Source organism: Burkholderia sp. MSMB1835 (assembly GCF_001526365.1).
Classification (GTDB): Bacteria; Pseudomonadota; Gammaproteobacteria; order Burkholderiales; family Burkholderiaceae; genus Burkholderia.
Genome location: NZ_LOYP01000020.1, coordinates 45,825 through 67,915 on the forward strand (window position 1 = coordinate 45,825; position 22,091 = coordinate 67,915).

At 68.1% G+C, this 22,091-nt stretch carries 21 protein-coding genes; 7 read left to right on the top strand and 14 right to left on the bottom strand.

All coding sequences use genetic code 11. From position 1 onward, the window contains the following. Positions 1 to 8: 8 nt before the first annotated feature. The gene (locus WS96_RS10025; RefSeq protein WP_059832289.1) at positions 9 to 782 is read right to left on the bottom strand and encodes an SDR family NAD(P)-dependent oxidoreductase; all 774 of its coding nucleotides are present in this window, start codon (positions 780 to 782) and stop codon (positions 9 to 11) included. Between the two features lie 150 nt (positions 783 to 932). On the opposite strand from WS96_RS10025, the gene WS96_RS10030 reads away from it, so the two are divergent. Beyond that, positions 933 to 1,823, top strand: a complete 891-nt coding sequence (locus WS96_RS10030; protein ID WP_059832291.1) for a LysR family transcriptional regulator — start codon at positions 933 to 935, stop codon at positions 1,821 to 1,823. Positions 1,824 to 1,901: 78 nt separating this feature from the next. Here the strand turns inward: WS96_RS10030 and gap are convergent, their stop codons facing one another. Together gap and tkt are read right to left on the bottom strand one after the other, a co-directional pair. Next, positions 1,902 to 2,912 carry a type I glyceraldehyde-3-phosphate dehydrogenase gene (gap, locus tag WS96_RS10035; protein ID WP_059500962.1) on the bottom strand — a complete coding sequence of 337 codons (1,011 nt, stop codon included), beginning with the start codon at positions 2,910 to 2,912 and terminating at the stop codon, positions 1,902 to 1,904. An 87-nt stretch (positions 2,913 to 2,999) separates the two neighbouring features. Further along, positions 3,000 to 5,072 (bottom strand): transketolase, encoded by a 2,073-nt coding sequence (gene tkt / locus WS96_RS10040; protein ID WP_059832293.1) that lies wholly within the window; start codon positions 5,070 to 5,072, stop codon positions 3,000 to 3,002. 215 nt (positions 5,073 to 5,287) lie between these two features. Here tkt and speE point away from each other — a divergent pair, with 215 nt between their 5' ends. From speE to WS96_RS10055, 3 genes are all read left to right on the top strand, one after another. Continuing rightward, positions 5,288 to 6,145 carry a polyamine aminopropyltransferase gene (speE, locus tag WS96_RS10045; protein WP_059832295.1) on the top strand — a complete coding sequence of 286 codons (858 nt, stop codon included), beginning with the start codon at positions 5,288 to 5,290 and terminating at the stop codon, positions 6,143 to 6,145. A gap of 150 nt (positions 6,146 to 6,295) precedes the next feature. Further along, the gene (locus WS96_RS10050; RefSeq protein ID WP_059832297.1) at positions 6,296 to 6,712 is read left to right on the top strand and encodes a VOC family protein; all 417 of its coding nucleotides are present in this window, start codon (positions 6,296 to 6,298) and stop codon (positions 6,710 to 6,712) included. 17 nt (positions 6,713 to 6,729) lie between these two features. Next, positions 6,730 to 7,497 (top strand): 16S rRNA (uracil(1498)-N(3))-methyltransferase, encoded by a 768-nt coding sequence (locus WS96_RS10055; RefSeq protein WP_059832383.1) that lies wholly within the window; start codon positions 6,730 to 6,732, stop codon positions 7,495 to 7,497. Between the two features lie 6 nt (positions 7,498 to 7,503). On the opposite strand, the gene WS96_RS10060 is transcribed toward WS96_RS10055, so the two are convergent. The 5 genes from WS96_RS10060 to WS96_RS10080 all read right to left on the bottom strand — a co-directional run bounded on the left by WS96_RS10060 (position 7,504) and on the right by WS96_RS10080 (position 13,074). Further along, the gene (locus tag WS96_RS10060) at positions 7,504 to 8,325 is read right to left on the bottom strand and encodes a hypothetical protein (protein WP_059832299.1); all 822 of its coding nucleotides are present in this window, start codon (positions 8,323 to 8,325) and stop codon (positions 7,504 to 7,506) included. Positions 8,326 to 8,390: 65 nt separating this feature from the next. After that, the gene (locus WS96_RS10065; RefSeq protein WP_059832301.1) at positions 8,391 to 9,134 is read right to left on the bottom strand and encodes a hypothetical protein; all 744 of its coding nucleotides are present in this window, start codon (positions 9,132 to 9,134) and stop codon (positions 8,391 to 8,393) included. A 208-nt stretch (positions 9,135 to 9,342) separates the two neighbouring features. Next, positions 9,343 to 9,906 carry a barstar family protein gene (locus WS96_RS10070; protein WP_006476945.1) on the bottom strand — a complete coding sequence of 188 codons (564 nt, stop codon included), beginning with the start codon at positions 9,904 to 9,906 and terminating at the stop codon, positions 9,343 to 9,345. Between the two features lie 16 nt (positions 9,907 to 9,922). Then, the gene (locus tag WS96_RS10075) at positions 9,923 to 10,354 is read right to left on the bottom strand and encodes a ribonuclease domain-containing protein (protein ID WP_034206383.1); all 432 of its coding nucleotides are present in this window, start codon (positions 10,352 to 10,354) and stop codon (positions 9,923 to 9,925) included. A gap of 377 nt (positions 10,355 to 10,731) precedes the next feature. After that, the gene (locus WS96_RS10080; protein WP_306454032.1) at positions 10,732 to 13,074 is read right to left on the bottom strand and encodes an NADP-dependent malic enzyme; all 2,343 of its coding nucleotides are present in this window, start codon (positions 13,072 to 13,074) and stop codon (positions 10,732 to 10,734) included. 134 nt (positions 13,075 to 13,208) lie between these two features. Here WS96_RS10080 and thiL point away from each other — a divergent pair, with 134 nt between their 5' ends. Genes thiL through WS96_RS10095 form a run of 3 tightly spaced genes read left to right on the top strand, consistent with a single transcriptional unit; the run spans position 13,209 to position 15,274 of the window. After that, positions 13,209 to 14,207: a thiamine-phosphate kinase gene (gene thiL / locus WS96_RS10085; protein ID WP_059832305.1), complete on the top strand. Its 999-nt coding sequence runs from the start codon at positions 13,209 to 13,211 to the stop codon at positions 14,205 to 14,207. Beyond that, positions 14,197 to 14,742, top strand: a complete 546-nt coding sequence (locus tag WS96_RS10090; protein WP_059832307.1) for a phosphatidylglycerophosphatase A family protein — start codon at positions 14,197 to 14,199, stop codon at positions 14,740 to 14,742. The genes thiL and WS96_RS10090 overlap by 11 nt, the downstream gene beginning before the upstream one ends. Before the next feature lie 31 nt (positions 14,743 to 14,773). Next, positions 14,774 to 15,274: a CinA family protein gene (locus WS96_RS10095; protein ID WP_034206379.1), complete on the top strand. Its 501-nt coding sequence runs from the start codon at positions 14,774 to 14,776 to the stop codon at positions 15,272 to 15,274. 33 nt (positions 15,275 to 15,307) lie between these two features. Here WS96_RS10095 and WS96_RS10100 read toward each other — a convergent pair whose 3' ends face one another. The 6 genes from WS96_RS10100 to araG form a co-directional block, all read right to left on the bottom strand. Continuing rightward, positions 15,308 to 16,366, bottom strand: a complete 1,059-nt coding sequence (locus tag WS96_RS10100) for a hypothetical protein (RefSeq protein WP_059832309.1) — start codon at positions 16,364 to 16,366, stop codon at positions 15,308 to 15,310. Positions 16,367 to 16,620: 254 nt separating this feature from the next. Then, entirely contained in the window at positions 16,621 to 17,463 is an 843-nt protein-coding gene (gene pyrF, locus WS96_RS10105; RefSeq protein ID WP_059832310.1) for an orotidine-5'-phosphate decarboxylase, read from the bottom strand. A 39-nt stretch (positions 17,464 to 17,502) separates the two neighbouring features. After that, positions 17,503 to 18,564 (bottom strand): aldose 1-epimerase, encoded by a 1,062-nt coding sequence (locus WS96_RS10110; protein WP_059832312.1) that lies wholly within the window; start codon positions 18,562 to 18,564, stop codon positions 17,503 to 17,505. A gap of 49 nt (positions 18,565 to 18,613) precedes the next feature. Beyond that, positions 18,614 to 19,420, bottom strand: a complete 807-nt coding sequence (locus tag WS96_RS10115) for an SDR family NAD(P)-dependent oxidoreductase (protein WP_059832314.1) — start codon at positions 19,418 to 19,420, stop codon at positions 18,614 to 18,616. A gap of 28 nt (positions 19,421 to 19,448) precedes the next feature. Then, positions 19,449 to 20,465: an L-arabinose ABC transporter permease AraH gene (gene araH, locus WS96_RS10120; protein ID WP_034206374.1), complete on the bottom strand. Its 1,017-nt coding sequence runs from the start codon at positions 20,463 to 20,465 to the stop codon at positions 19,449 to 19,451. Between the two features lie 69 nt (positions 20,466 to 20,534). Next, complete coding sequence (gene araG / locus WS96_RS10125) at positions 20,535 to 22,046, bottom strand: L-arabinose ABC transporter ATP-binding protein AraG (protein ID WP_059832316.1); 1,512 nt, start codon at positions 22,044 to 22,046, stop codon at positions 20,535 to 20,537. Between the last annotated feature and the right edge of the window lie 45 nt (positions 22,047 to 22,091).

The following is a 22,091-nucleotide window of genomic DNA, read 5'->3' on the forward strand; positions in this document are numbered from 1 at the left end:
TCTCCTCGTTAGACGGCACTGGTCAGCCCGCCGTCCACGAACAGCGTCTGGCCGTTCACGAAATCGGACGCGGCCGACGCGAGGAAGATCGCCGCACCGCACAGCTCGTCGACCTGCCCCCAGCGGCCGGCCGGCGTGCGCTTGCACAGCCAGTCCGAAAACGCCGCGTCGTCGACCAGCGCGCGATTCAGCTCCGTTTCGAAATAGCCGGGCGCGAGGCCGTTCGCCTGGATGCCGTGACGCGCCCAGTCGGCGCACATCCCCTTGGTCAGCATCCGCACCGCGCCCTTGGTCGCCGCATACGGCGCGATCGTCGGCCGCGCGAGCTCGCTCTGCACCGAACAGATGTTGATGATCTTGCCGTGACCGCGCGCGATCATGTGCCGCGCGACGGCCTGCGCGACGTTGAACACGCCGTCGAGATTCACGCGCATCAGCGCATGCCAGTCGTCCGGGTCGAATGCGTCGAGCGGCGCGCGGCGCTGGATGCCCGCGTTGTTCACGAGGATGTCGATCGCGCCGACGCGCGCCTCGACATCGTCGATCGCCGTACGTACCTGCGCGTGCTCGGCCACGTCGAACACCGCATGGTCGGCCGCGAAGCCTTCGTCGCGGAAACGGCGCGCGAGCGTCGCGGCCTTCTCTTCATTGCGATCGTTGATAACGATCGCCGCGCCCGCTTCCGCGAGTCCGCGGGCGAGCGTCAGCCCGATCCCGCGGCCGGAACCGGTAATCAGCGCGCGGCGGCCGTCGAGGCGGAACCGATCAAGCGCATCAGTCATGGATGTCTCCTCGTGCCCGTCGAGCCGGCCACCCGTCGCGGCCGGTCTCGCGTCGACGGTATCTTCCGCCGCAACCGGGGCGTCACGCCAATGGTCTTTCTTGATCCGGTTATCATGAAAACTGATTACCGCCTTTCGTGCCCGCCGCCCATGGAACTCAAGCAATTGCGCGCCTTCGTCACGCTCGCGGAAGAGCTGCATTTCGGGCGCGCCGCGCAGCGCCTGTGCATCGTGCAGCCCGCGCTCAGCATGCAGATCAAGGCGCTCGAGGCGGAACTCGGCGCGCGCCTGTTCGAGCGCGACCGGCACAAGGTCGAGCTGAGCGACACGGGGCGCGTGTTCCTGCCCGAAGCGCGGGCGACGCTGCAGCAGGCCGCACGCGCGGAACAGATGGCGCGGCTGTCGAGCCGCGGCGAAATCGGCACGCTGCGCATCGCGTTCGTGTCGTCGGTATTGCCGACGCTGCTGCCGGCCGTGCTGCGCACGATGCGCGAGCGCTATCCGCTGATCGCGCTCGAACTGAAGGACATGCCGACGCCCGACCAGATCGCCGCGCTGCGCGACCGGCGGATCGACTTCGGCATGATCCGGCTGCCGGCCGCGTATGCGGGCATCGACATACGCGTGGTGCTCGAAGAAGGCTTCGTCGTCGCGCTGCCGCTCGGCCATCCGCTCGCCGCGCGCGATGCGATTTCGCCCGCCGCATTGCGCGGCCATCCCGCGTTCGTGCTCGCGCGCCGCTACGCGCCCGGCTTTCACGACGACATGCTGCTCGCATTGAGCCGCGCGGGCACGACGCTCGAGATCGCGCAGGAGTTCGGGGAATTCACGACGATGCTCGCGCTCGTCGCGGCGGGAATGGGGATCGGGCTGATCCCGGCGGAAGCGGCGAGCGCGCTGCCGCCGAACGTGCTCGCGCGGCCGCTCGACCTGGCCGGTCATCGCAGCGGCATCGGTCTCGCGTGGACCGATCTCGACAGCCCGCTGAAGCGCGCGTTCGTCGCCGCGATCGAACACGTGACGGCGAACGGCGGGCAATAAAAAAACCCGGCCGGGAAACCCCGGGCCGGGTTCGTCCGCCGCGCCGGCCGCGTTGCGGCGGCCGCGCGACGTGCGGGATTACTTCGCGTTCGCGAATGCGACGGCCGTATCCAGCATGCGGTTCGAGAAACCCCACTCGTTGTCGTACCAGCTCGACACCTTCACGAGGCGGCCCGACACCTTGGTCAGCGTCGCGTCGAACGTCGACGAAGCCGGGTTGTGGTTGAAGTCGATCGACACCAGCGGTGCGTCGTTGTAGCCGAGGATGCCCTTCAGCGCGCCTTCCGATGCTTCCTTCATGATCGCGTTGACTTCCTCGACCGTCGTGTCGCGCTTCGCGATGAACGACAGGTCGACGATCGACACGTTGATCGTCGGGACGCGGATCGCGTAGCCGTCGAGCTTGCCGTTCAGTTCCGGCAGCACGAGGCCGACCGCCGATGCGGCGCCCGTCTTCGTCGGGATCTGGCTGTGCGTGGCCGAACGCGCGCGGCGCAGGTCTTCGTGGTAGACGTCCGTCAGCACCTGGTCGTTCGTGTACGCGTGGATCGTCGTCATCAGGCCGGTTTCGAGGCCGATCTTGTCGTTCAGCGGCTTGACGAGCGGCGCGAGGCAGTTCGTCGTGCACGATGCGTTCGAGATGACCGTGTGCTCGGCCTTCAGCACGTCGTGGTTCACGCCGTAGACGATCGTCGCGTCGACGTCCTTGCCGCCCGGCGCCGAGATGATCACCTTCTTCGCGCCGCCCTTCAGGTGCGCGCTCGCCTTTTCCTTCGTCGTGAAGAAGCCCGTGCACTCCATCACGACGTCGACGCCCAGCTCGCCCCACGGCAGTTCGGCCGGGTTGCGGTTCGCGAGCACGCGGATCTTGTCGCCGTTCACGACGAGGTAGTCGCCGTCGACCGACACTTCGCCCGGGAACTTGCCGTGCGCGGTGTCGTACTGGGTCAGGTGCGCGTTGGTCTTCGCATCGCCCAGATCGTTGATCGCGACGATCTCGATATCGTGCTTCTTGCCGTTTTCATAAAACGCGCGCAGCGTGTTGCGGCCGATACGGCCGTAGCCGTTGATTGCGACGCGAATCGTCATGGTCTATCTCCTGATGGCTGAAAAAATTCGTTTCGTGCAGCTTCACGGTGCGACGCGCGCATCGGGCGGCGCGCGTCGCGTATGCTTTTAGGCCAGCACGGCCTTCGCGGTCTCGACGACGTGCTCGACGGTGAAGCCGAAGTACTTGAACAGCACGCCGGCCGGCGCCGATTCGCCGAACGTGTCGATCCCGACGACGCCGCCCTCGAGGCCGACGTACTTGTGCCAGAAGCTCGTCACGCCCGCTTCGATCGCGACGCGGCGCACGCCGTGCGGCAGCACGCGTTCGCGGTATTCGGCGTCCTGGCGGTCGAACACGTTGGTCGACGGCATCGACACGACGCGCGCCGCGATGCCCTGCTGCGCGAGCGGCTCGACGGCCTTCATCGCGAGTTCGACTTCCGAGCCCGTCGCGATCAGGATGATCTTGCGCGCGACGATTTCGTCGTCCCAGTCCTTCAGCACGTAACCGCCCTTCTCGATGTTCGCGATCTGCGCATCGGTACGCGGGTTGAACGCGAGGTTCTGGCGGCTGAAGATCAGGCTCGACGGACGGTCGGCGGCAACCGCGTGCGTCCATGCGACGGCCGTCTCGACCGTGTCGGCCGGGCGCCAGACGTCGTGGTTCGGGATCAGGCGCAGGCTCGACACGTGCTCGATCGACTGGTGCGTCGGGCCGTCTTCGCCGAGGCCGATCGAATCGTGCGTGAACACGAAGATCGACGGCACCTTCATCAGCGCGGCCACGCGCAGCGCGTTGCGGCTGTAGTCGGAGAACGTCAGGAACGTGCCGCCGAACGGCTTGTGGCCGCCGTGCAGCGCGAGGCCGTTGATCGCGGCGCTCATGCCGAATTCGCGCACGCCGTAGTTGATGTGGTTGCCGAGCAGCACGCCCGCGCCTTCCGGATTCGCGCGCACGGCCTTCGACGCCTTCCAGTTGGTCAGGTTCGAGCCGGTCAGGTCGGCCGAGCCGCCGAGCAGCTCGGGCAGCGCGGCGGCGAGGCCCTCGATCGCCTGCTGCGACGCCTTGCGGGTCGCGACCGTCTCGGCGCGCTCGTTCGCGCCGGCGATGATCGCGGCAGCCTTCTCGGCCCAGTCGGCCGGCAGCTTGTTGGCCATCCGGCGCTCGAATTCGGCGGCTTCTGCCGGGAACTTCGCGCGATAGGCCGCGAACGTCGCGTCCCATTCGGTCTCGGCGCGCTTGCCGGCTTCCTTCGCGTCCCATGCCGCATAGACTTCCTGCGGAATCACGAACGGCTCCCACTTCCAGCCGAGCGCTTCGCGCGTCTTCGCGATTTCTTCCGCGCCAAGCGCGGCACCGTGCACGTCGTGGCCGCCGGCCTTGGTTGCCGCGCCCTTGCCGATCACCGTCTTGCAGCAGATCAGCGTCGGCTTGTCCGACAGCTTCGCCTTCGCGATCGCCGCGTCGACCGCGTCGACGTCGTGGCCGTTCACGTTCGGGATCACGTTCCAGCCGTACGCTTCGAAACGCTTCGGCGTGTCGTCGTGGAACCAGTTCACGACGTCGCCGTCGATCGAGATGCCGTTGTCGTCGTACAGCGCGATCAGCTTGTTCAGCTTCAGCGTGCCCGCGAGCGAGCAGGCCTCGTGCGAGATGCCTTCCATCAGGCAGCCGTCGCCGAGGAACACGTACGTGTGGTGATCGACGATCTTCGCGCCGTCACGGTTGAACTCGTCGGCCATCAGCGCTTCGCCGAGCGCCATGCCGACCGCGTTCGCGAGACCCTGGCCGAGCGGGCCGGTGGTCGTCTCGACGCCCGGCGTGATCCCGTATTCCGGGTGGCCCGGCGTCTTCGAGTGCAGCTGGCGGAAGTTCTTCAGCTCTTCGATCGGCAGGTCGTAGCCGGTCAGGTGCAGCAGCGAGTACAGCAGCATCGAGCCGTGGCCGTTCGACAGCACGAAACGGTCGCGGTCGGCCCAGTGCGGGTTCGCCGGGTTGTGCTTCAGATGGCGCGACCAGAGCGCCACGCCGATTTCGGCCATGCCCATCGGCATGCCGGGGTGACCGGAGTTCGCTTGCTGGACGGCGTCCATCGCGAGCGCACGGATCGCGTTGGCCATCAGGGTGGTGGAGGCGGGAGACGAAGTCGTCATGTCGAGTCCGGAGAACGAGTCGAGGAAACGGGGGCACGGCGGCATCCGGAAGCTCGAGCGTCAATCGTTCCCGGCGCGCGGTGCGGCGCCTGACGGACGCGAAGCGGACGGAGCCTACGGACGGGGCTGCAAAGCTCGTCATTTTAACAGATGGGGCGGCATTTCCCTTGTCGGCGCGTCGTGTTCCGGCACGGTTTTCCGCCAAACCGGCCGCCGCCTATAATTCAGGCGTCGGAACTGCCTGCCCCAGCGGCCTGCCCGTGAGTACCACCCTTCTCTTTCACCCGACGCCCGACGCCACCTACGGCTTCCCGAATGCGCGGCGGCTCGCGCACGTCGCGTCCCCGCACCAGCAGATCGAAGTCTGGGACACCCCGCAGCTCGGCCGCCTGTTCACGCTCGACGGCCGGCCGATGACGTCGGTCGGCGACGAGTACGTCTATCACGAATGCATGACGCACCCGGCCGCGCTCGCGCATCCGTCGCCGCGCAAGGCGCTCGTGCTCGGCGGCGGCGACGGCGGCGCCGCGCGGCAGTTGCTCAAGCACGCATGCATCGAACGGATCGTGATCGCCGAACTCGACGACGAGGTGGTCGGCATGGCGCGCCGCTATCTCGACGACGTGCACCAGGGCGCGCTCGACGACCCGCGTGTGGAAGTGGTGATCGGCGATGCCGCGCATTTCGTCGCGTCGACCGTCGAGCATTTCGATCTCGTGGTGTTCGACCTCACGCCGCCCGATTCGCCGGCGGCCGGCCTCTACACGCGGGCGTTCTACGCCCGCCTCAAGCGAATCCTCACGCCGCGCGGCGCGATCTCGATGCATCTCGGCTCGCCGGTGTTCCATGCGACGCGGATCGCCGCGCTGCTCGACGACCTGCGCGCGAGTTTCGCGTTCGTCGATCCGTTGTCCGCGCACGTGCCGCTGTACGGCTCGCAGTGGCTGATGGCGATCGCGAGCGACACGCTCGATGCGGCCGCGCTGTTCGCGCACGACGTCGACGAACGGCTCACCGCACGCCGCGTGCAGGGATTGCGCTACTACGATGCGCGACTTCATGCGGCCCTCTTTGCCCTGCCGCGCGCGCTGCGCGATACACTGGGCGTTCGCCGCTGAGCATCCGGACGGCCGTATCGCTCCGCTCTCCTTCGAGGCTTCGCACGGTTCGCGTGCGAAACGCGGAGCCGGAACGACCCGGATGCAGCGAACGCCACTCGACCGACCGCGCCGCAACGCACCGTTCGACCGCGAAAACAGGAGATTTTCATGACCGATCCACGTCCGGCCGACGTGCCTTGGTTGACGCCGTACCTGACCGTGCGCAACGTGCGCGCGGCCATCGATTTCTTCAAGGCCGCATTCGGCTTCGAGTTGCGCGACGTGCACGACGAGGACGGCGCGATCATGCACGTCGAGATGACCTATCGCGGCCAGCTGATCGTGATGTTCGCGCCCGAGGGCGCGTTCGGCTCGAAGGCCCTGACGCCGAAGCGCGCAAACGCCGTCGCGCCGCAATCGTTCTATCTGTATGTCGACGACGTCGACGCCACCTGGCAGCGCGCGCTCGACGCGGGCGCGAAATCGCTGAGCGCGCCGCAGGATCAGTTCTGGGGCGACCGGTTCGCGCAGATCGAGGATCTCGACGGCTACCGCTGGGCGCTCGGGTGCCGCCTCGCCGCATGACCGACACCGCCACACGCATGAACGAAGCCACCACCACCGCGGCCGTGCCGCGCTTTTTCGTCGACGCGGCATTGCGCGCCGACACCACGCTCGCGCTGCCGGCCGAGGTCGCGCGCCACGCGCAGGTGCTGCGGCTGCAGCCCGGCGACGCGCTCGCGCTGTTCGACGGCACGGGCGGCCAGTACCGCGCACGGCTCGTCGAGATCGACAAGCGCAACGCGCTCGCGCAGATCGAGGCGTTCGAACCGGTCGAAGCCGAGCCGCCCTATCGCGTGACGCTCGCGCAAGGCATCGCCGGCGGCGACAAGATGGACTGGGTGATCGAGAAGGCCGTCGAGCTCGGCGTCGCGGCGGTCGTGCCGCTGTCGACCGCGCGCGGCGTCGTGAAGCTGTCCGGCGAACGGGCGGACAAGCGCGTCGCGCACTGGCGCGGCGTCGTACGCGCGTCGTGCGAACAGTGCGGGCGCAACCATGTGCCGGACGTCGCGGCAGTACGCGGCTTCGGCGCGTGGCTCGATACGCTGCCTGCCACGCCGGCCGACGGCGAACTGCGGCTGCTGCTGTCGCCGCGCGCGAGCATTCCGTTTTCGTCGTTGCCGGATGCGCCGCCCGCAGCATCGGTCACGCTGCTGATCGGGCCTGAAGGCGGGCTGTCGCCCGACGAGGAAAACGCAGCGCGCGCACACGGGTTCACCGCGCTGTCGCTCGGGCCGCGCGTGCTGCGCACCGAGACGGCCGGCGCGGCCGTGCTCGCGGCGCTGGCGGCGCGCTGGGGTGGGTGGTAAAGCGCGTCAGCGCGCCGCGTTGAACGGCTCGATGTCGATGACGCCGGAACCCTTGAGCGCCAGCGCAAGCGCGTCGATGCTGGCCGTATCGAACGAGAAGGTCGTCGCGGTGACCCGCAACGGCGGCGTCGCCTGGATCGCCTTGATGAATGGGCCGCGATAGCGCAGGTTCATCAGCATCGGCACGACCTGTGCGATACCGACCGGCTGGCCGCCGTGCTGCACCGTGGCGGCATCGACCGTGTCGTTCCAGCCCTGGATGAAGCCGCCGGCGTCGATCCGTGTGTTCAGCTCGATCCAGCGCCGCTTCTTCTCGTCCGGGCTGTCGCCCGATGCGCGCAACGCGGCGGCTTCGCGGCCGAGATCCGTATCGTGCTTCGCGCGCCACGCCATGTAGCCGAGCGCGAAGACCATGTTGTCCGGCAGGATGTCGCCGTCATGCACGACGTGGGACAGGCGTCGCGGCGCCTGACTGTCGACGAAGGCCGGCGTCAGGATCCAGACGCTCCCGTTGCGCAACGCGCCGGACGTCCTGCCGAGCGCGGGTTCGCCGCTGTCGACCGCGATGCGTGTCAGCAGCCCCGCATCGACCAGTTCGTTCAGCTGGCCGGCCAACGCCGCCGACGCGTGAATCGCGCCGGCCACCGCCGCATACTGGCCGGGCGTCGAGCGCGTGCGCAAATCGGCAAGCAACCGCTCTACCGCCGGATACACAGTCGGCGCAGCCGGCGTCGACGCCGGTTCGGCCGCGACGGCATTCGCGGCCGCCGCGCCCCCCATCGAAACCACGGCTGCGGCAACCAGCAGCCCTCGCGTGAAAGCGTTCATCGTCGATGTCCCCGTTCGAGTGTCCGGCGCGCCGGCAACGTGCACGACGGCCCGAATGCTGCCGATTACTCGCCGGCGTCGCCGTTCGCATCCCGCATCTGGCTCATCAGCGCGTTGACGACCGGCCGCAGCACCTGAGCGGGGGAATCCATGATCCAGCCCTTGCCGTCCGCGCCATGCAGATCGATCCGGCCCGTCATCGGCCGGCTCGTCTGCGCGTGGTCGAACACGGGTACCATGCCGTTCAGGAACGTCGCGAGGTAGGCCGCGCGCGCGTTGTCGTCCTCCGAGCGCGGCTCGTCGACCTTCTCCCGCAGCGCCCGCAAGCCAGGCTCCACCTCGGCGACGCGGCACGCGAATTCGACCGTCGCGATCGATTCGCCCTCCACGGATGCGTCCGGTTTCCGGGTCGAGCCGGTAGCCTTGCATTCGGAACGCGCGAGTGCATGCTGAAATGACGCGATCGCCGCGGTGGTCGGCCCGCTCACCGTTGCGCGCACAGGCGCCGGCACCTTGTCCAGGATGGAGGCGACGATAGCCTCGCTCACCCTGTCGGCGAGCTTCGCAACTGCCGCCACGTCGAGCACACCCTTGCCGTCGAAGTGCGTGCGCGTTGCCTCGTTGAACTGCTCGGCCTTCGACGCGTCGCCATTGACGAATGCGCCGAGATACAGGTCGGCGGTTTGCTCGGGGGTCAGCACCGCGGCCTGCGCGGCCGGCGGAATGCCGAACGACAGCGCGCACAGGGTCAGCGCGCATACGAGCGGACGGCGCGCACGCGCGCGCGTCGCAAATCGGGTAGCGGTCATGGGGAAGATCGGCCCTCTCTCGAATGATTGGTGTTGTGCGCCCGGCGCGTCGTCCGCAGCCGGGCCGACCGATTGTCGCGGAAAAAAGTGCGCGATGAAAGGCTTGTGTCGGGGCGCGTGCCGCGCGCGACACGTGCGGACGCAAAAAAGCCCGCTCGAAGCGGGCTTTTGACCGGCAGTTCGGCGAATCGGCCGCCGGGCGAGGCGCTTACGCGAACGAGTAGAACACCCGGAACGCGACCTTGCGCTCGGCCCAGAACTCGGCGGCCTCGCGGAACACGTCGAGCAGCGTCTCGCGCCCTTCCTTGTCGAATTTCTGCGCGATCGGCAGCCCTTCGAGGACGATCACGAAACCGGGCTGCGCGCCGGCCTTCGCGACGAGGTCGGTCAGGCAGTCGTACAGCGCGTCGTAGTTCTTCCCGAAATGCTTCGGGAACAGGAACGACGTCGCGATCGTTTCCATCACTTCCTGCTTCGACTGCGCGGCGCCGCAATACGCATACAGGAAATGCTGGCCGAGCCGACCGGCTTCGTCGGCGAGATCCTGCACGCGGAACGCGCGGATCGACTGCACGAGATTGGGTCGCACGGTCGTGAAAAGGCTCATAGGCTCCTCGTTCGATGAAAGCCCGGGCTCGGCTTCCTGTTGCTCCGGCGTGCCGCCGGCCTGCGCCGCCGCGTGCAACTGAATCACTCGCTGAAACAGATTGCCGTCGCCGGCCGCGAACAGTTCCGCCGCCGCCGTATCGTGCGCGTAGATGGAGTCGCTCATGCCATTCGTCCCGAAGTCATTCAACAATACGTTTAAAACTGTTGTAGTGGTCGCCCGTGTAATAACAGTTGTCGATCCGGCGCAACGGCCCGCCACAGACGATCCGGCGCGCGCCGCGATTGCGCGCACGCGGCGTCGGCACCGTGTACTCATGGTAGTAGCCGCGCTTCGCCTTCGGCAGGATCCGCTCGCGATTGCCGAATACGACGCCGTCTTTCTCGTACGGATAGGGGCCGCCGGCGCTGATCAGGCCCAGCGTGGTCACGGCCTCGCGCGGAAGACTGGCGGCCGGGATCGTATCGAGCCCGCTCGCGGCCACGTCGGCCGGAACGGCCTCCCGTGCGTAAGCGGCGGAAACCAGACTGCCCGTCGGCGTGCCGACGATACCCATCGCGAACATCGCGAAGACGGACGCGAGCGCGCCGTTGCGGAGCCACTTGCGTGCCATGAACCAGGGTTCCCGCTGTTAAATCAAGTAGTTGACGACCAACAAAGGCGTTAGCGTAGCGTTATTGGCCGCGCGAATCAATGTCCGTTTGGGAATCGAAAGCCGCGCGACACCGGTCATGCCGTATTTCCTACCGAATTTGCACTACATTTAACTTACATAAGATAAAATACGACCGGCATCTTTCGTATGGCAAGACCCTGCCTCCTTGCCACACTCGCTGCCCGGAGTGGAGAGATGCTGCTGTTGCTTTATGGGAAGCGCAGTTGCGCCCTGCCCGCGGCGTGCCCATTGCGGGCACGCCTCTTTTTGCCTTTGTTTACAATTTCGCCCGACGCGCGGCACCGGTTCGACCGGCGCCGCGTGTTCGTTTCGGCTCAGCGCGCGGCGTTGACGTCGGCGACCAGCAGCGCCGCCATGTTGACGATGCGGCGAACGGTCGCCGATTCGGTCAGCACGTGCACCGGCTCCGCGGCGCCCAACAGGATCGGCCCGATCGCGATGTTGTTGCCGGCGGCCGTCTTCAGCAGGTTGTACGCGATGTTCGCGGCGTCGATGTTCGGCAGGATCAGCAGGTTCGCGTCGCCTTCCAGCGTCGATTCCGGCAGGATTTCCTTGCGCAGCGCCGCGTCGAGCGCGACGTCGCCGTGCATCTCGCCGTCGACCTTCAGCTCCGGCGCGGTTTCCTGCAGGATCGCGAGCGTATCGCGCATCTTCTTCGCCGAAGGGGCATTGCTCGTGCCGAAATTCGAGTGCGACAGCAGCGCGACCTTCGGCTCGATGCCGAAGCGACGCACTTCTTCCGCGGCCATGATCGTGATCTCGGCGAGTTGCTCCGGGGTCGGATCGACGTTCACGTGCGTATCGACGAGGAAAATCTGGCGGCCCGGCAGCACGAGGCCGTTCATCGCCGCGTATACGCTGCAGCCCGGGCGCTTGCCGATCACCTGGTCGATGAAGTGCAGGTGACGGTGCGTGGTGCTGATCGTGCCGCAGATCATCCCGTCCGCTTCGCCCTTCTTCACCAGCATCGAGCCGATCAGCGTCGTGCGGCGGCGCATTTCGACGCGCGCGAGCTGCTCGCTGATACCCTTGCGCGCCATCATCTTGTAGTACGTCTGCCAGAAGTCGCGGTAGCGCTCGTCGTGCTCGGTGTTGACGACCGTGAAATCGGCGCCGGGCGTAAGGCGCAGGCCGTAGCGCTGGATCCGGTGCTCGATCACCGACGGGCGGCCGATCAGGATCGGCTTCGCGAGTTTTTCGTCGACGATGATCTGAACGGCGCGCAACACGCGCTCTTCTTCGCCTTCCGCGAACACGACGCGCTTCTTCTCTTCCGGCGCGGCACGCGCGATCTGGAAGATCGGCTTCATCGTCGTGCCGCTGTGATACACGAACTGCTGCAGGTGGACGCGATATGCCTCCATGTCCTCGATCGGGCGCGTCGCGACGCCGCCGTCCATCGCGGCCTGCGCGACGGCCGGCGCGATCTTCACGATCAGGCGCGGATCGAACGGCTTCGGAATCAGGTATTCGGGCCCGAACGACAGATCCTGGATGCCGTACGCGGTCGCGACGATGTCGCTCTGCTCGTGCTGCGCGAGCTCGGCGATCGCATTGACGGCCGCGATCTCCATTTCACGCGTGATCGTCGTCGCGCCGACGTCGAGCGCGCCGCGGAAGATGAACGGGAAGCACAGGACGTTGTTGACCTGGTTCGGGTAATCGGTGCGGCCGGTGGCCAGCACGGCGTCGGGGCGCACTTCGAGCGCGAGTTCCGGCAGGATTTCCGGCGTCGGGTTCGCGAGCGCGAGAATCAGCGGGCGCTCGGCCATGCCCTTCACCATCTCCTGCTTCAGCACGCCCGCGGCCGACAGGCCGAGGAAGATGTCCGCGCCGTCGATCACTTCGGCGAGCGTGCGGGCGTCGGTTTCGCGCGCGAAACGCTCCTTGTCCGGATCCATCAGCTCGGTACGGCCCTTGTAGACCACGCCGGCCAGGTCGGTCACCGTGATGTTCTCGAGCGGCAGGCCGATGTCGACCAGCAGGTCGAGACACGCGAGCGCGGCCGCGCCCGCGCCGGACGCGACGAGCTTGACCTTCTTGATGTCCTTGTTGACGACCTTCAGGCCGTTCGTGACGGCCGCGGCCACGACGATCGCGGTGCCGTGCTGGTCGTCGTGGAACACCGGGATCTTCATCCGCTTGCGCGCTTCGCGCTCGACGATGAAGCAGTCCGGCGCCTTGATGTCTTCGAGGTTGATCCCGCCGAAGGTCGGCTCCAGCGCGGCGATCACGTCGACGAGCTTGTGCGGGTCCGATTCGTTCAGCTCGATGTCGAACACGTCGATGCCCGCGAACTTCTTGAACAGCACCGCCTTGCCTTCCATCACCGGCTTCGACGCGAGCGGGCCGATGTTGCCGAGACCGAGCACCGCCGTGCCGTTCGTCACGACGCCGACCAGGTTGCTGCGCGCGGTGAAACGCGCCGCGTTCAGCGGGTTCTCGACGATCTCCTCGCACGCGTACGCCACGCCCGGCGAATACGCGAGCGCGAGGTCGCGCTGGTTGATCATCTGCTTGGTCGGAGCGATCGCGATTTTGCCGGGAGTCGGAAATTCGTGATAGTCGAGCGCGGCTTCGCGGAGCTTGGCTTTGGAGGAGGCTTGGGTGGACATGTGTCTCGTGACGTGCGGATTAGAATAACTGTTCGACGGCATTGTAGCGCCAATCATCGGCCGCCAGACCGGCGATTCGGGTGCAACAGCCGCGACCAAAATGTACTGGATGGTGCAGGAGCGCCGCCGCTCGCCTCGTACAATGCCGTTCCTTCAACCGTTTCGGACCACCCGCCGTGCCAGCCGCCCTTTCCGAGTTTTCGCTGATCGAACGCTTCTTCACGCGCCGCGCCGCACGGGGCGCCCGCGCGTCGACCCTCGGCATCGGCGACGATTGCGCACTGATTGCGCCCCGATCCGGGAAATTGCTGGCCATTTCGACGGACATGCTGGTGGAAGGCCGCCACTTCTTCCCCGATGTCGCGCCCGACGCGCTCGGCCACAAGACGCTCGCGGTCAACCTGTCGGACCTCGCGGCGATGGGCGCCGAGCCGCGCGCGTTCACGCTCGCGTGCGCGCTGCCGCGGGCCGACGCGGCGTGGCTCGAGGCGTTCAGCGACGGCCTCTTCGCGCTGGCCGAGCGATACGGCTGCGAGCTGATCGGCGGCGACACGACGAGCGGGCCGCTGAACCTGTGCGTGACCGTGTTCGGCGAAGTCGCGCCCGACGCGGCGCTGCGGCGCGATGCCGCGCGCGACGGCGACGACGTGTGGGTATCCGGCACGCTCGGCGATGCGCGCGCGGGCCTCGGCGTCGCCCGCGGCGAATGGGCGGCCGGCGCGGATGAAGCCGCCGCGTTCCGGCGCGCGCTCGAGCGGCCCGAACCGCGCATCGCGCTCGGCCGCGCGCTCGCGGGCGTCGCGCACGCGGCGCTCGACCTGTCGGACGGCCTCGCCGGCGATCTACAGCACATCCTGACGCGCTCGAACGTGCGCGCCGAGATCGACGCCGACGCGGTGCCGCGCTCGGCCGCGCTCGCGACGCTGCCGGCCGACGTGCAGCGCCGCTGCACGCTGGCCGGCGGCGACGACTACGAACTGTGCTTCACGGCGCCGGTCGCGGCCCGCGCGGCGGTCGCGGCGGCGGGCGCCGCGGCCGGCGTGCCGGTCACGCGAATCGGTACAATACGCGCGTTGTCCGCGCCGTCGGCGCAACCCGCCATCGCGTGGCGCGACGCCGCCGGCGCGCCCCTCGCTCTCACGTTGCACGGCTTCGACCACTTCCATGCAGACTGATCCGACGCCCACGCGCGCCGCGGCCGAGCCCGGCGCCGCGCAGCCCGCGCCGACACGCATGACGGCCCGCTTCATGCTGTCGCACCCGGCGCATCTCGTGTCGCTCGGCTTCGGCAGCGGGCTCGCGCCGATCATGCCCGGCACGTTCGGCTCGCTGTTCGGCTGGCTCACGTTCGTGGTGCTCAATCGCTACCTGACGGTGCCCGAATGGTGGGCGCTGATCGCCGTCGGCTTCGTGGCGGGCACGTGGGTCACCGGTTTCACCGCGAAGAAGGCCGGGATCGCCGATCCGGGCGCCGTCGTCTGGGACGAAATCGTCGCGATCTGGCTCGTGATGCTGTTCGTCACGCCCGCGACCTTCGTCGGCCAGCTGTGGGCGTTCGTCGCGTTCCGCTTCTTCGACATGCTCAAGCCGCCGCCGATCCGCTACGTCGAGCGCCGCCTGCAAGGCGGGCTCGGCATCATGGTCGACGACCTGGTGGCCGCGTTCATGACGCTGCTCGTGATCGCCCTGTGGCGCTCCGTCGCCGGCTGACCGATTTCCCGACTCCCGTTTCCCGACGCGCATGCCAACCGATTCCGTCGTTCACCAGCTTGCGATCCGCGCAGGCAACAAGCTGCGTGACGAGCACCTCACGCTCGCCACCGCCGAATCCTGCACCGGCGGCATGATCGCCACCGCGATCACCGACATCTCCGGCAGCAGCCAGTGGTTCGAGCGCGGCTTCGTCACGTACTCGAACCAGGCCAAGATCGAGATGATCGGCGTGCCGGCCGACCTGATCGACAAGCACGGCGCCGTCAGCGAGCCCGTCGCGCGTGCGATGGCCGAAGGCGCGCTGCGCAACAGCCGCGCGCAGGTCGCGCTGTCCGTCACCGGCATCGCGGGTCCGGCCGGCGGCAGCGAGAAGAAGCCGGTCGGCACCGTGTCGTTCGGCTGGAGCAACCGGCTGCATACCGACGTCGAAACGCTCGTGTTCAAGGGCGACCGCGAACAGATCCGCACGCAGGCGGCCGCGCATGCACTGCGCGGGCTGCTGAAGCTGCTCGACGAGCGCGAACGCTGACCGGGCGGGCGGCGTGCCGCGGCCGCCGCGCGCTTATTGAATCGCGTCGGGCTTCACGACGATCCAGTTCTTGTCCGCCGTCACCGGCAGGCCGAGCGACTTCTGCTTCGCGGCCGATTCGTCGGACCACGCGCGGATCTGCGCCATCTGCTTGTCCTTCTTGTCGACCCACACGCGCACGCCGCCGCGCGCGACGTCGGTCGCGTTCAGCAGCATGTAGCCGTCGGACGTCGGCGTGTCGCCCGCGACGAGCACCGGCTTCTTCCACTGGTCGATCCAGCCGACGATCGAACCGAGCTTGCCTTCGTACCACGTCATCGGGTTCATCAGGAACGGCGTGATCACGAGGTGGCGGTTCGCGGCCTCGTCGTACTTGCCGGCCTTGATCTGCAGCCGCGACGTCGTCAGCGCGCCGGTCGCCGGGTCGCGCAGCAGCGTCGTCACGCCGATCACGTTCTGCGGCTTCACGTTGTAGCCGTACTTCGGATCGGACAGCACGAGCCGCGCGAGCTCCTCGTGCGCGGCCGTCATCACGTAGACGTCGATGCCGTTCTCGCGCAGCGCGTTGTACAGCTCCTGCATCCCGCGGAAGAAGCGCGGCGGGTTCACCGTGCCGTCGACGACCTTGTCGCCGTGCCAGTAGCGGATCGGGATCGGCTTGCCGTCGGCCAGCATCGCGTCGACGTGGCGCTTCAGGTCGGCGAGCGACTGCCCGGCGAACGCCTGCGCGATCCACGGATAGCAGACCAGGTCGTCGATCTCGCACAGCCGGTAGTAGTAGCTCGTCAGCGATTCCTTGTAGTCGGCGGCATCCTTGAACGGGATCAGCTTCAGCGACGGATCGAGCGAATCGCGCGTCAGCACGCCGCGGTTCTCGAGATACGGCAGCAGCGATTCCTCGAGGTCGTAGCGGTAGGTCGTGTTGTCGGCGTCGAACACCGCGTAGTCGCCGCGGTTCGCGTGCGCGGCGATCATCGCGTTCAGCGCCTTCGCGCTGTCGGCCGGCCAGTGCGACAGATCCGCCGCGTGGGCGAACGTCATGCACAGCGACGCGGCGAACGCGCTCAGAAGACGGCGGGACAGCTTGGGCATGGCGTCGCTCCTTTTCTTGACGTTTTCGTGACGAACCGATGACAAGCGGCAGCATCGCGCGAATAAATTAGCGACATGCAGTGCGGAAGCGACGGGAAGTTGTCGGCGTGCGCCAGGGACGATCGAGGAACGCGAAGGCGGAACGGGAGGTGCGGTGCGGGCCCGCGGGCGCGGGGCCGGCGCCAACCGCCCGGCGGGCCGGCCGGGCGGTTGTGGTGCGATACGGTGCGGCGATAGGGCGTCGCGCGACGCGATCAGCGATGCGCGTTGATCGCGTCGCGCGTCTTCTGCGCGGCGAGCGCCGCGGCGTCGGCGAAATCCTCGCCCTTGCTCGCATACAGGATCGCGCGCGACGAGTTGATCATCATCCCGGTGCCGTCGGCCGTGCGCCCCGCGTTGACGGTCGCCTGCACGTCGCCGCCCTGCGCGCCGATGCCGGGAATCAGCAGCGGCATGTCGCCGACGATCCCGCGCACGAGCTCGATTTCGTTCGGGAACGTCGCGCCGACCACGAGGCCGAGCTGGCCGCTCTTCGCATTCCACTTGTTCGCCGCGAGGTCGGCGACGACCTGGTACAGCGGCCGGCCCGAATGGCCGGCCCCGCTCGTGTCGAGGAACTGCAGGTCCGAGCCGCCCGGGTTCGACGTGCGGCACAGCACGATCACGCCCTTGCCTTCGTGTTCGAAGTACGGCTCGACCGAGTCGTAGCCCATGTACGGGTTCACCGTGACGGCGTCCGCGCGATAGCGCTCGAACGCTTCGCGCGCGTACTGCTCGGCGGTGCTGCCGATGTCGCCGCGCTTCGCGTCGAGGATCACGGGCAGGCCCGGATGCTGGAGATGGATGTGCGCGATCAGGCGCTCGAGCTGGTCTTCCGCGCGATGCGCGGCGAAGTAGGCGATCTGCGGCTTGAACGCGCTCGCGTACTGTGCGGTCGCGTCGACGATCTGCCGGCAGAACTCGAAGATCGCGTCGGGCTGGCCGTCGAACTGCACGGGAAAACGCGACGGCTCGGGATCGAGGCCGACGCACAGCAGCGAATTCGTGCGCTGCCACGCGGCGCGCAGCGATTCGATGAAAGTAAGCGGGGAAGACATGGCGGATACTCGCGGCAAACCGTTGGTAGACCGCGTATTTTACCCGCGTCGCGGGCGGCCCTCGCGTGCCGCGGCGTTGCCGCGCGCATCGGCGCGCTCGACGGTGAACGCGAAGCGCCGCGTGAGCCGCTCGCCGGGCGCGAGCAGCGTCATCCCGTGCGCGGTCGCGCCGCCCGGCAGGTTCACCGCATTGATCGGATGATCGACCGGCTCGAAGCAGAAGAAATCCTCGCCCGGCGGCGTATAGAGCACGTACGCGTCGGCGTCGGCCGAGACGGTCAGCGACAGTCGGCGGCGCGGCCAGCTCACCGTCGCGTGGCCGCCCCAGCCGGTGAACGCGTGATTGACGAGCGTGGCCGGCAGCGGATACGCGACGCCGAACTGCCAGGCCGGCGGCACGCTGACGTGCCGCACCGGCAGGAAATCGGCGCCCGACAGCCACAGGCCGCCCGCCGCCGCGGCCAGCTCGGTCACCGCATCGCGCACGAGGAACGGATGCACGCCGAGCCCGAACGGCAGCCGCGCGCGCCCCGCGTTCTCGATCGTCAGCGCGATCGACAGCGTCGCGTCGTCGAGTTCGAACGACTGGATCGCGCGGAACGCATACGGCGCGCCGGCGGCACGGTCGAGCGACAGTTGCAGCGACGTGTCCGTCGCATCGTCCACCTGCCACGGCGCGAGCCAGCCGTCGCCGTGGATCGGCAGCGGCTCGTCGCGGCGGTTGCGCGGCACCGCGACCTTGCGCCCGTCGCATTCGAAGCGCCCGTCGCCGATCCGGTTCGAGTACGGCAGCAGCGGATAGCACGCGAGCTCGTTCGGGTCGGTCGCCGTCTCCGGGTGCTCGCACCGGCGGAACACCGGCGTCAGCACGCCGTTGTCGCCGCGCCAGTCGAAGCGCGCGATGCCGCCGCCGAGGTGCGGCAGCACGTCGAGCCGCAGCGACGCGTTCGACAGCGTGACGGCCGCCGCATGCGCGGCGCCGACGCCCTGCGCGAACGCGGCCGTCTGCGGGCCGGGGCTGACCGGCTGGGCGGCGGCGGCCAGGCGCGCGCGGCGCGACTGGCTGGTGGACGACGATGCGCGCGAGGACGTGGCGGTCATGGTGAGCTCCTTTCCTTCGTCGAAGAAACGATGCGGGTCGTGCGAACGGTCAGGCCCAGCCGCCGTCGACGATCACGTCCTGCGCGGTGATCATCCGGCTGTCGTCGGCCGCGAGAAACAGCGCCATCCGCGCGAGATCGGCCGGCAGCAGTTCGGCATCGATGCACTGGCCGGCCTTGATCGCCGCGCGGCCCGCGTCGTCGAGCCACAGCCGGCGCTGCTTGTCGGTCAGCACCCAGCCGGGCACCAGCGAATTCACGCGGATGCCGAACGGGCCGAGATCGCGCGCAAGGCCGCGCGTCAGGCCCTGCACGGCCGCCTTCGCCATCACGTAGACGGGATAGCCGCCGTTCTTCAGCATCCAGCTGATCGAGCCGAGATTGATGATCGCGCCGCCGCCCTGCCGCTTCATGTCGTCGATCACCGCCTGCGCGGCGAAGAACTGGTGACGCAGGTTTACCGCGATGCCCGCGTCGAACGACGCGGGCGTCACGTCGCCGATCGCATGCCGCGTGTCGTTCGCGGCATTGTTCACGAGCACCGCGATCGCGCCGATGCGCGCGCGGATCGCGTCGATCGCCCGGCGCAGCGCGTCGATGTCGGTCAGGTCGCACGACAGGAACAGCGGCGCATGTCGCGCATGCGCGAGGCGCTCGGCGAGCGCGGCGCCGGCCGCCGCGTCGAGATCGACGAACGCGACGCGCGCGCCCTGTTCGGCGAAGTGCTCGACGAACGACGCGCCGATGCCGGTCGCACCGCCCGTGATCAGCACCGCGCGATCCTCGAGGCTCGGGTAGCGCGCGAAGCGCGCGTCGCTCGCGGCGTGCGGATCGGGCGCGGAAGTGTCGATGGTCATGCGGATCGTCTCCGTGGGAACAGGTCGGTCAGTCGCGTACGCCGCGGTTCTTGAGCTGGTCGAGCAGCACGGCCGCGAGCAGGATCGCGCCGCGCACGAGGTACTGGTAGAACGCGTCGATGTTCAGCAGGTTCATCACGTTCTCGACGGTGCCCATGATCAGCACGCCGATCACGACGCCCGAGATCGTCGCGCGACCGCCCATCAGCGACACGCCGCCGAGCACGCACGCGGAGATCACGTTCAGCTCGAAACCCTGCGCGGCGTTCGGCTGACCCGACGTGATGCGCGACGCGAGAATCACGCCCGCGAGCGCCGTCACCGCGCCCTGGATCAGGAAGATGTACACGCGCGTGCGTTCGACGTTGATCCCCGCGAGCCGCGACGCTTCCGGATTGCCGCCGATCGCGAGCGTGTTGCGGCCGTAGACGGTCTGGTTCAGCAGCACGCCGAAGCCGACGAAGCACAGCAGCGTGACCCAGATCGGCAGCGACACGCCGAACATCGACATCCCGCCGAGCGCGATGAACGTGTCCGACGACACGCCGACCGCCTGCCCCTTCGACACGATGAAGCCGAGCCCGCGCACGATCTCCATCGTCGCGAGCGTCGTGATCAGCGCGTTGATGCGCAGGTACGCGATCACCGCGCCGTTCACGAAGCCGATCGCCGCGCCGGCGGCGACCGCCGCGACGATCGCGACGAACGTGTTGTCGGTCGCGTTCAGCACCATCGCGCACAGCACGCCGGAGAACGCGACGGTCGAGCCGATCGACAGGTCGAAGTCGCGCGACGCGAGACAGAACATCATCGTGCACGCGACCATGCCGATCTGCGAGATCGACAGCGCGAGGCCGAGCATGTTGTCGATCGAGAAGAAGTGATCGACGGTCAGCGACATCGTGATGAACATCACCGCGAAGATCGCGATCAGGCTGTATTCGGTCAGATGCTGCCACCACTTCTGGCGGTCGCTCTGCTGTGGCACCAGCGCGTCGGCCGACGGCTTCGCGGCGGCGCTGGCAAGGTTTTCGTTGACTTGCATGGTGTGTCTCCTGCTCCTGCATCGCGCGGCCCGCGCCGCGCGTGTTCGATTCGAATGTCGTATGCCGCGTCAGGCGGCCTGGACCGCGCTCGTCTGCGGCAGCGCGAGGTTCAGCACCGCGTGCTCGTTCGCCTGGGCGCGCGGCAGCTCGCCGGCGATGCGGCCTTCGCGCATCACGACGACGCGGTCGGACACGCCGAGCACTTCCGGCAGTTCCGACGACACCATCACGATCGCGCAGCCGCGCTCCGCGAGCCGGTAGATCACGTCGTAGATCTCGTGCTTCGCGCCGACGTCGATCCCGCGCGTCGGCTCGTCGAGGATCACGACCTTCAGGTCGGGCTCCGCGAGCCAGCGCGACAGGATCGCCTTCTGCTGGTTGCCGCCCGACAGGAAGCGGATCTTCTGGCGCCGGTTCGGCGTCTTGATCTTCAGCCGCTGGATGAAGCGGTCGGCCGTTTCGCTTTCGGTCTTGCCGTTGATGAAGAGCCCCGCGCGCAGCGAATGGCGACGGCAGCTGATGTTGATGTTCTCCGCGACCGACGCGATCGCGATGATCCCTTCTTCCTTGCGGTCCTCGGGGCACAGCACGATGCCGTGCCGAATCGCGTCGCCGGTGCGCTTCACGTCGATGCGCGCGCCGTCGAGCGTGAGCACGCCCGCGCGCCGGCGGTCCGCGCCGTACACGAGCCGCATCAGCTCGCTGCGACCCGCGCCGACGAGCCCGAAGAAACCGACGATCTCGCCCGCGCGCACCGAGAAGCTCGCGGGTTCGCGCAGCGCCGGGCCGTCGATCCCTTCGGCGGAAAACCGCACGTCGCCGAGCGCGCGCGGCGCGTAATGGTAGATGTCCGAAATCTCGCGCCCGACCATCTCGGCAACCAGCCGCTCGCGCGGCACGTCGGCCAGCGATTCGTGCGACGCGATCTTGCGTCCGTCGCGAAAGATCGTGCACGCATCGCACAGCCGGTAGATCTCGTCCATCCGGTGCGAGATGTAGATCAGCGCGCGGCCTTGCGCACGCAGATCGTCGACCAGTTTGAACAGCACCTCGGTCTCGCGATGCGACAGCGAGCTCGTCGGTTCGTCGAGCGCGATCACGCGCGCGTTGCGCATCAGCGCCTTGCAGATCTCGACCATCTGCCGCTGCGCGATCGACAGCCGCCCGAGCCGCGCATCCGGATCGAGATCGACGCCCATCTCGGCGAGCCGCTCGCGCACGTAACGCTTCGCCTCGCGCTTCCTCACCCAGCCGAACGCGTTCGGCAGGCGGCCGAGCAGCAGGTTTTCCGCGACCGTTAGGTCGGGCACGTACTGCAGTTCCTGGTGAATCACCGCGATGCCGGCCGCGATCGACGCGGCCGCACTCGCGAACTGCACGGGCTGACCGTCGACCAGCACGCTGCCCGCATCGGGCTGGTATTCGCCGCCGAGAATCTTCAACAGCGTCGACTTGCCCGCGCCGTTCTCGCCCATCAGGCCATGCACCTCGCCCGCATGCACGTCGAACGAAATGCCGTCGAGTGCGCGCACGCCGGGAAATACCTTGCCGATATTGTCAAAACGCAGTGCCGCTGACACGTCGTCTCCCCACTTCCAGATCGATCGACCGCCGGCCGCCGCGTC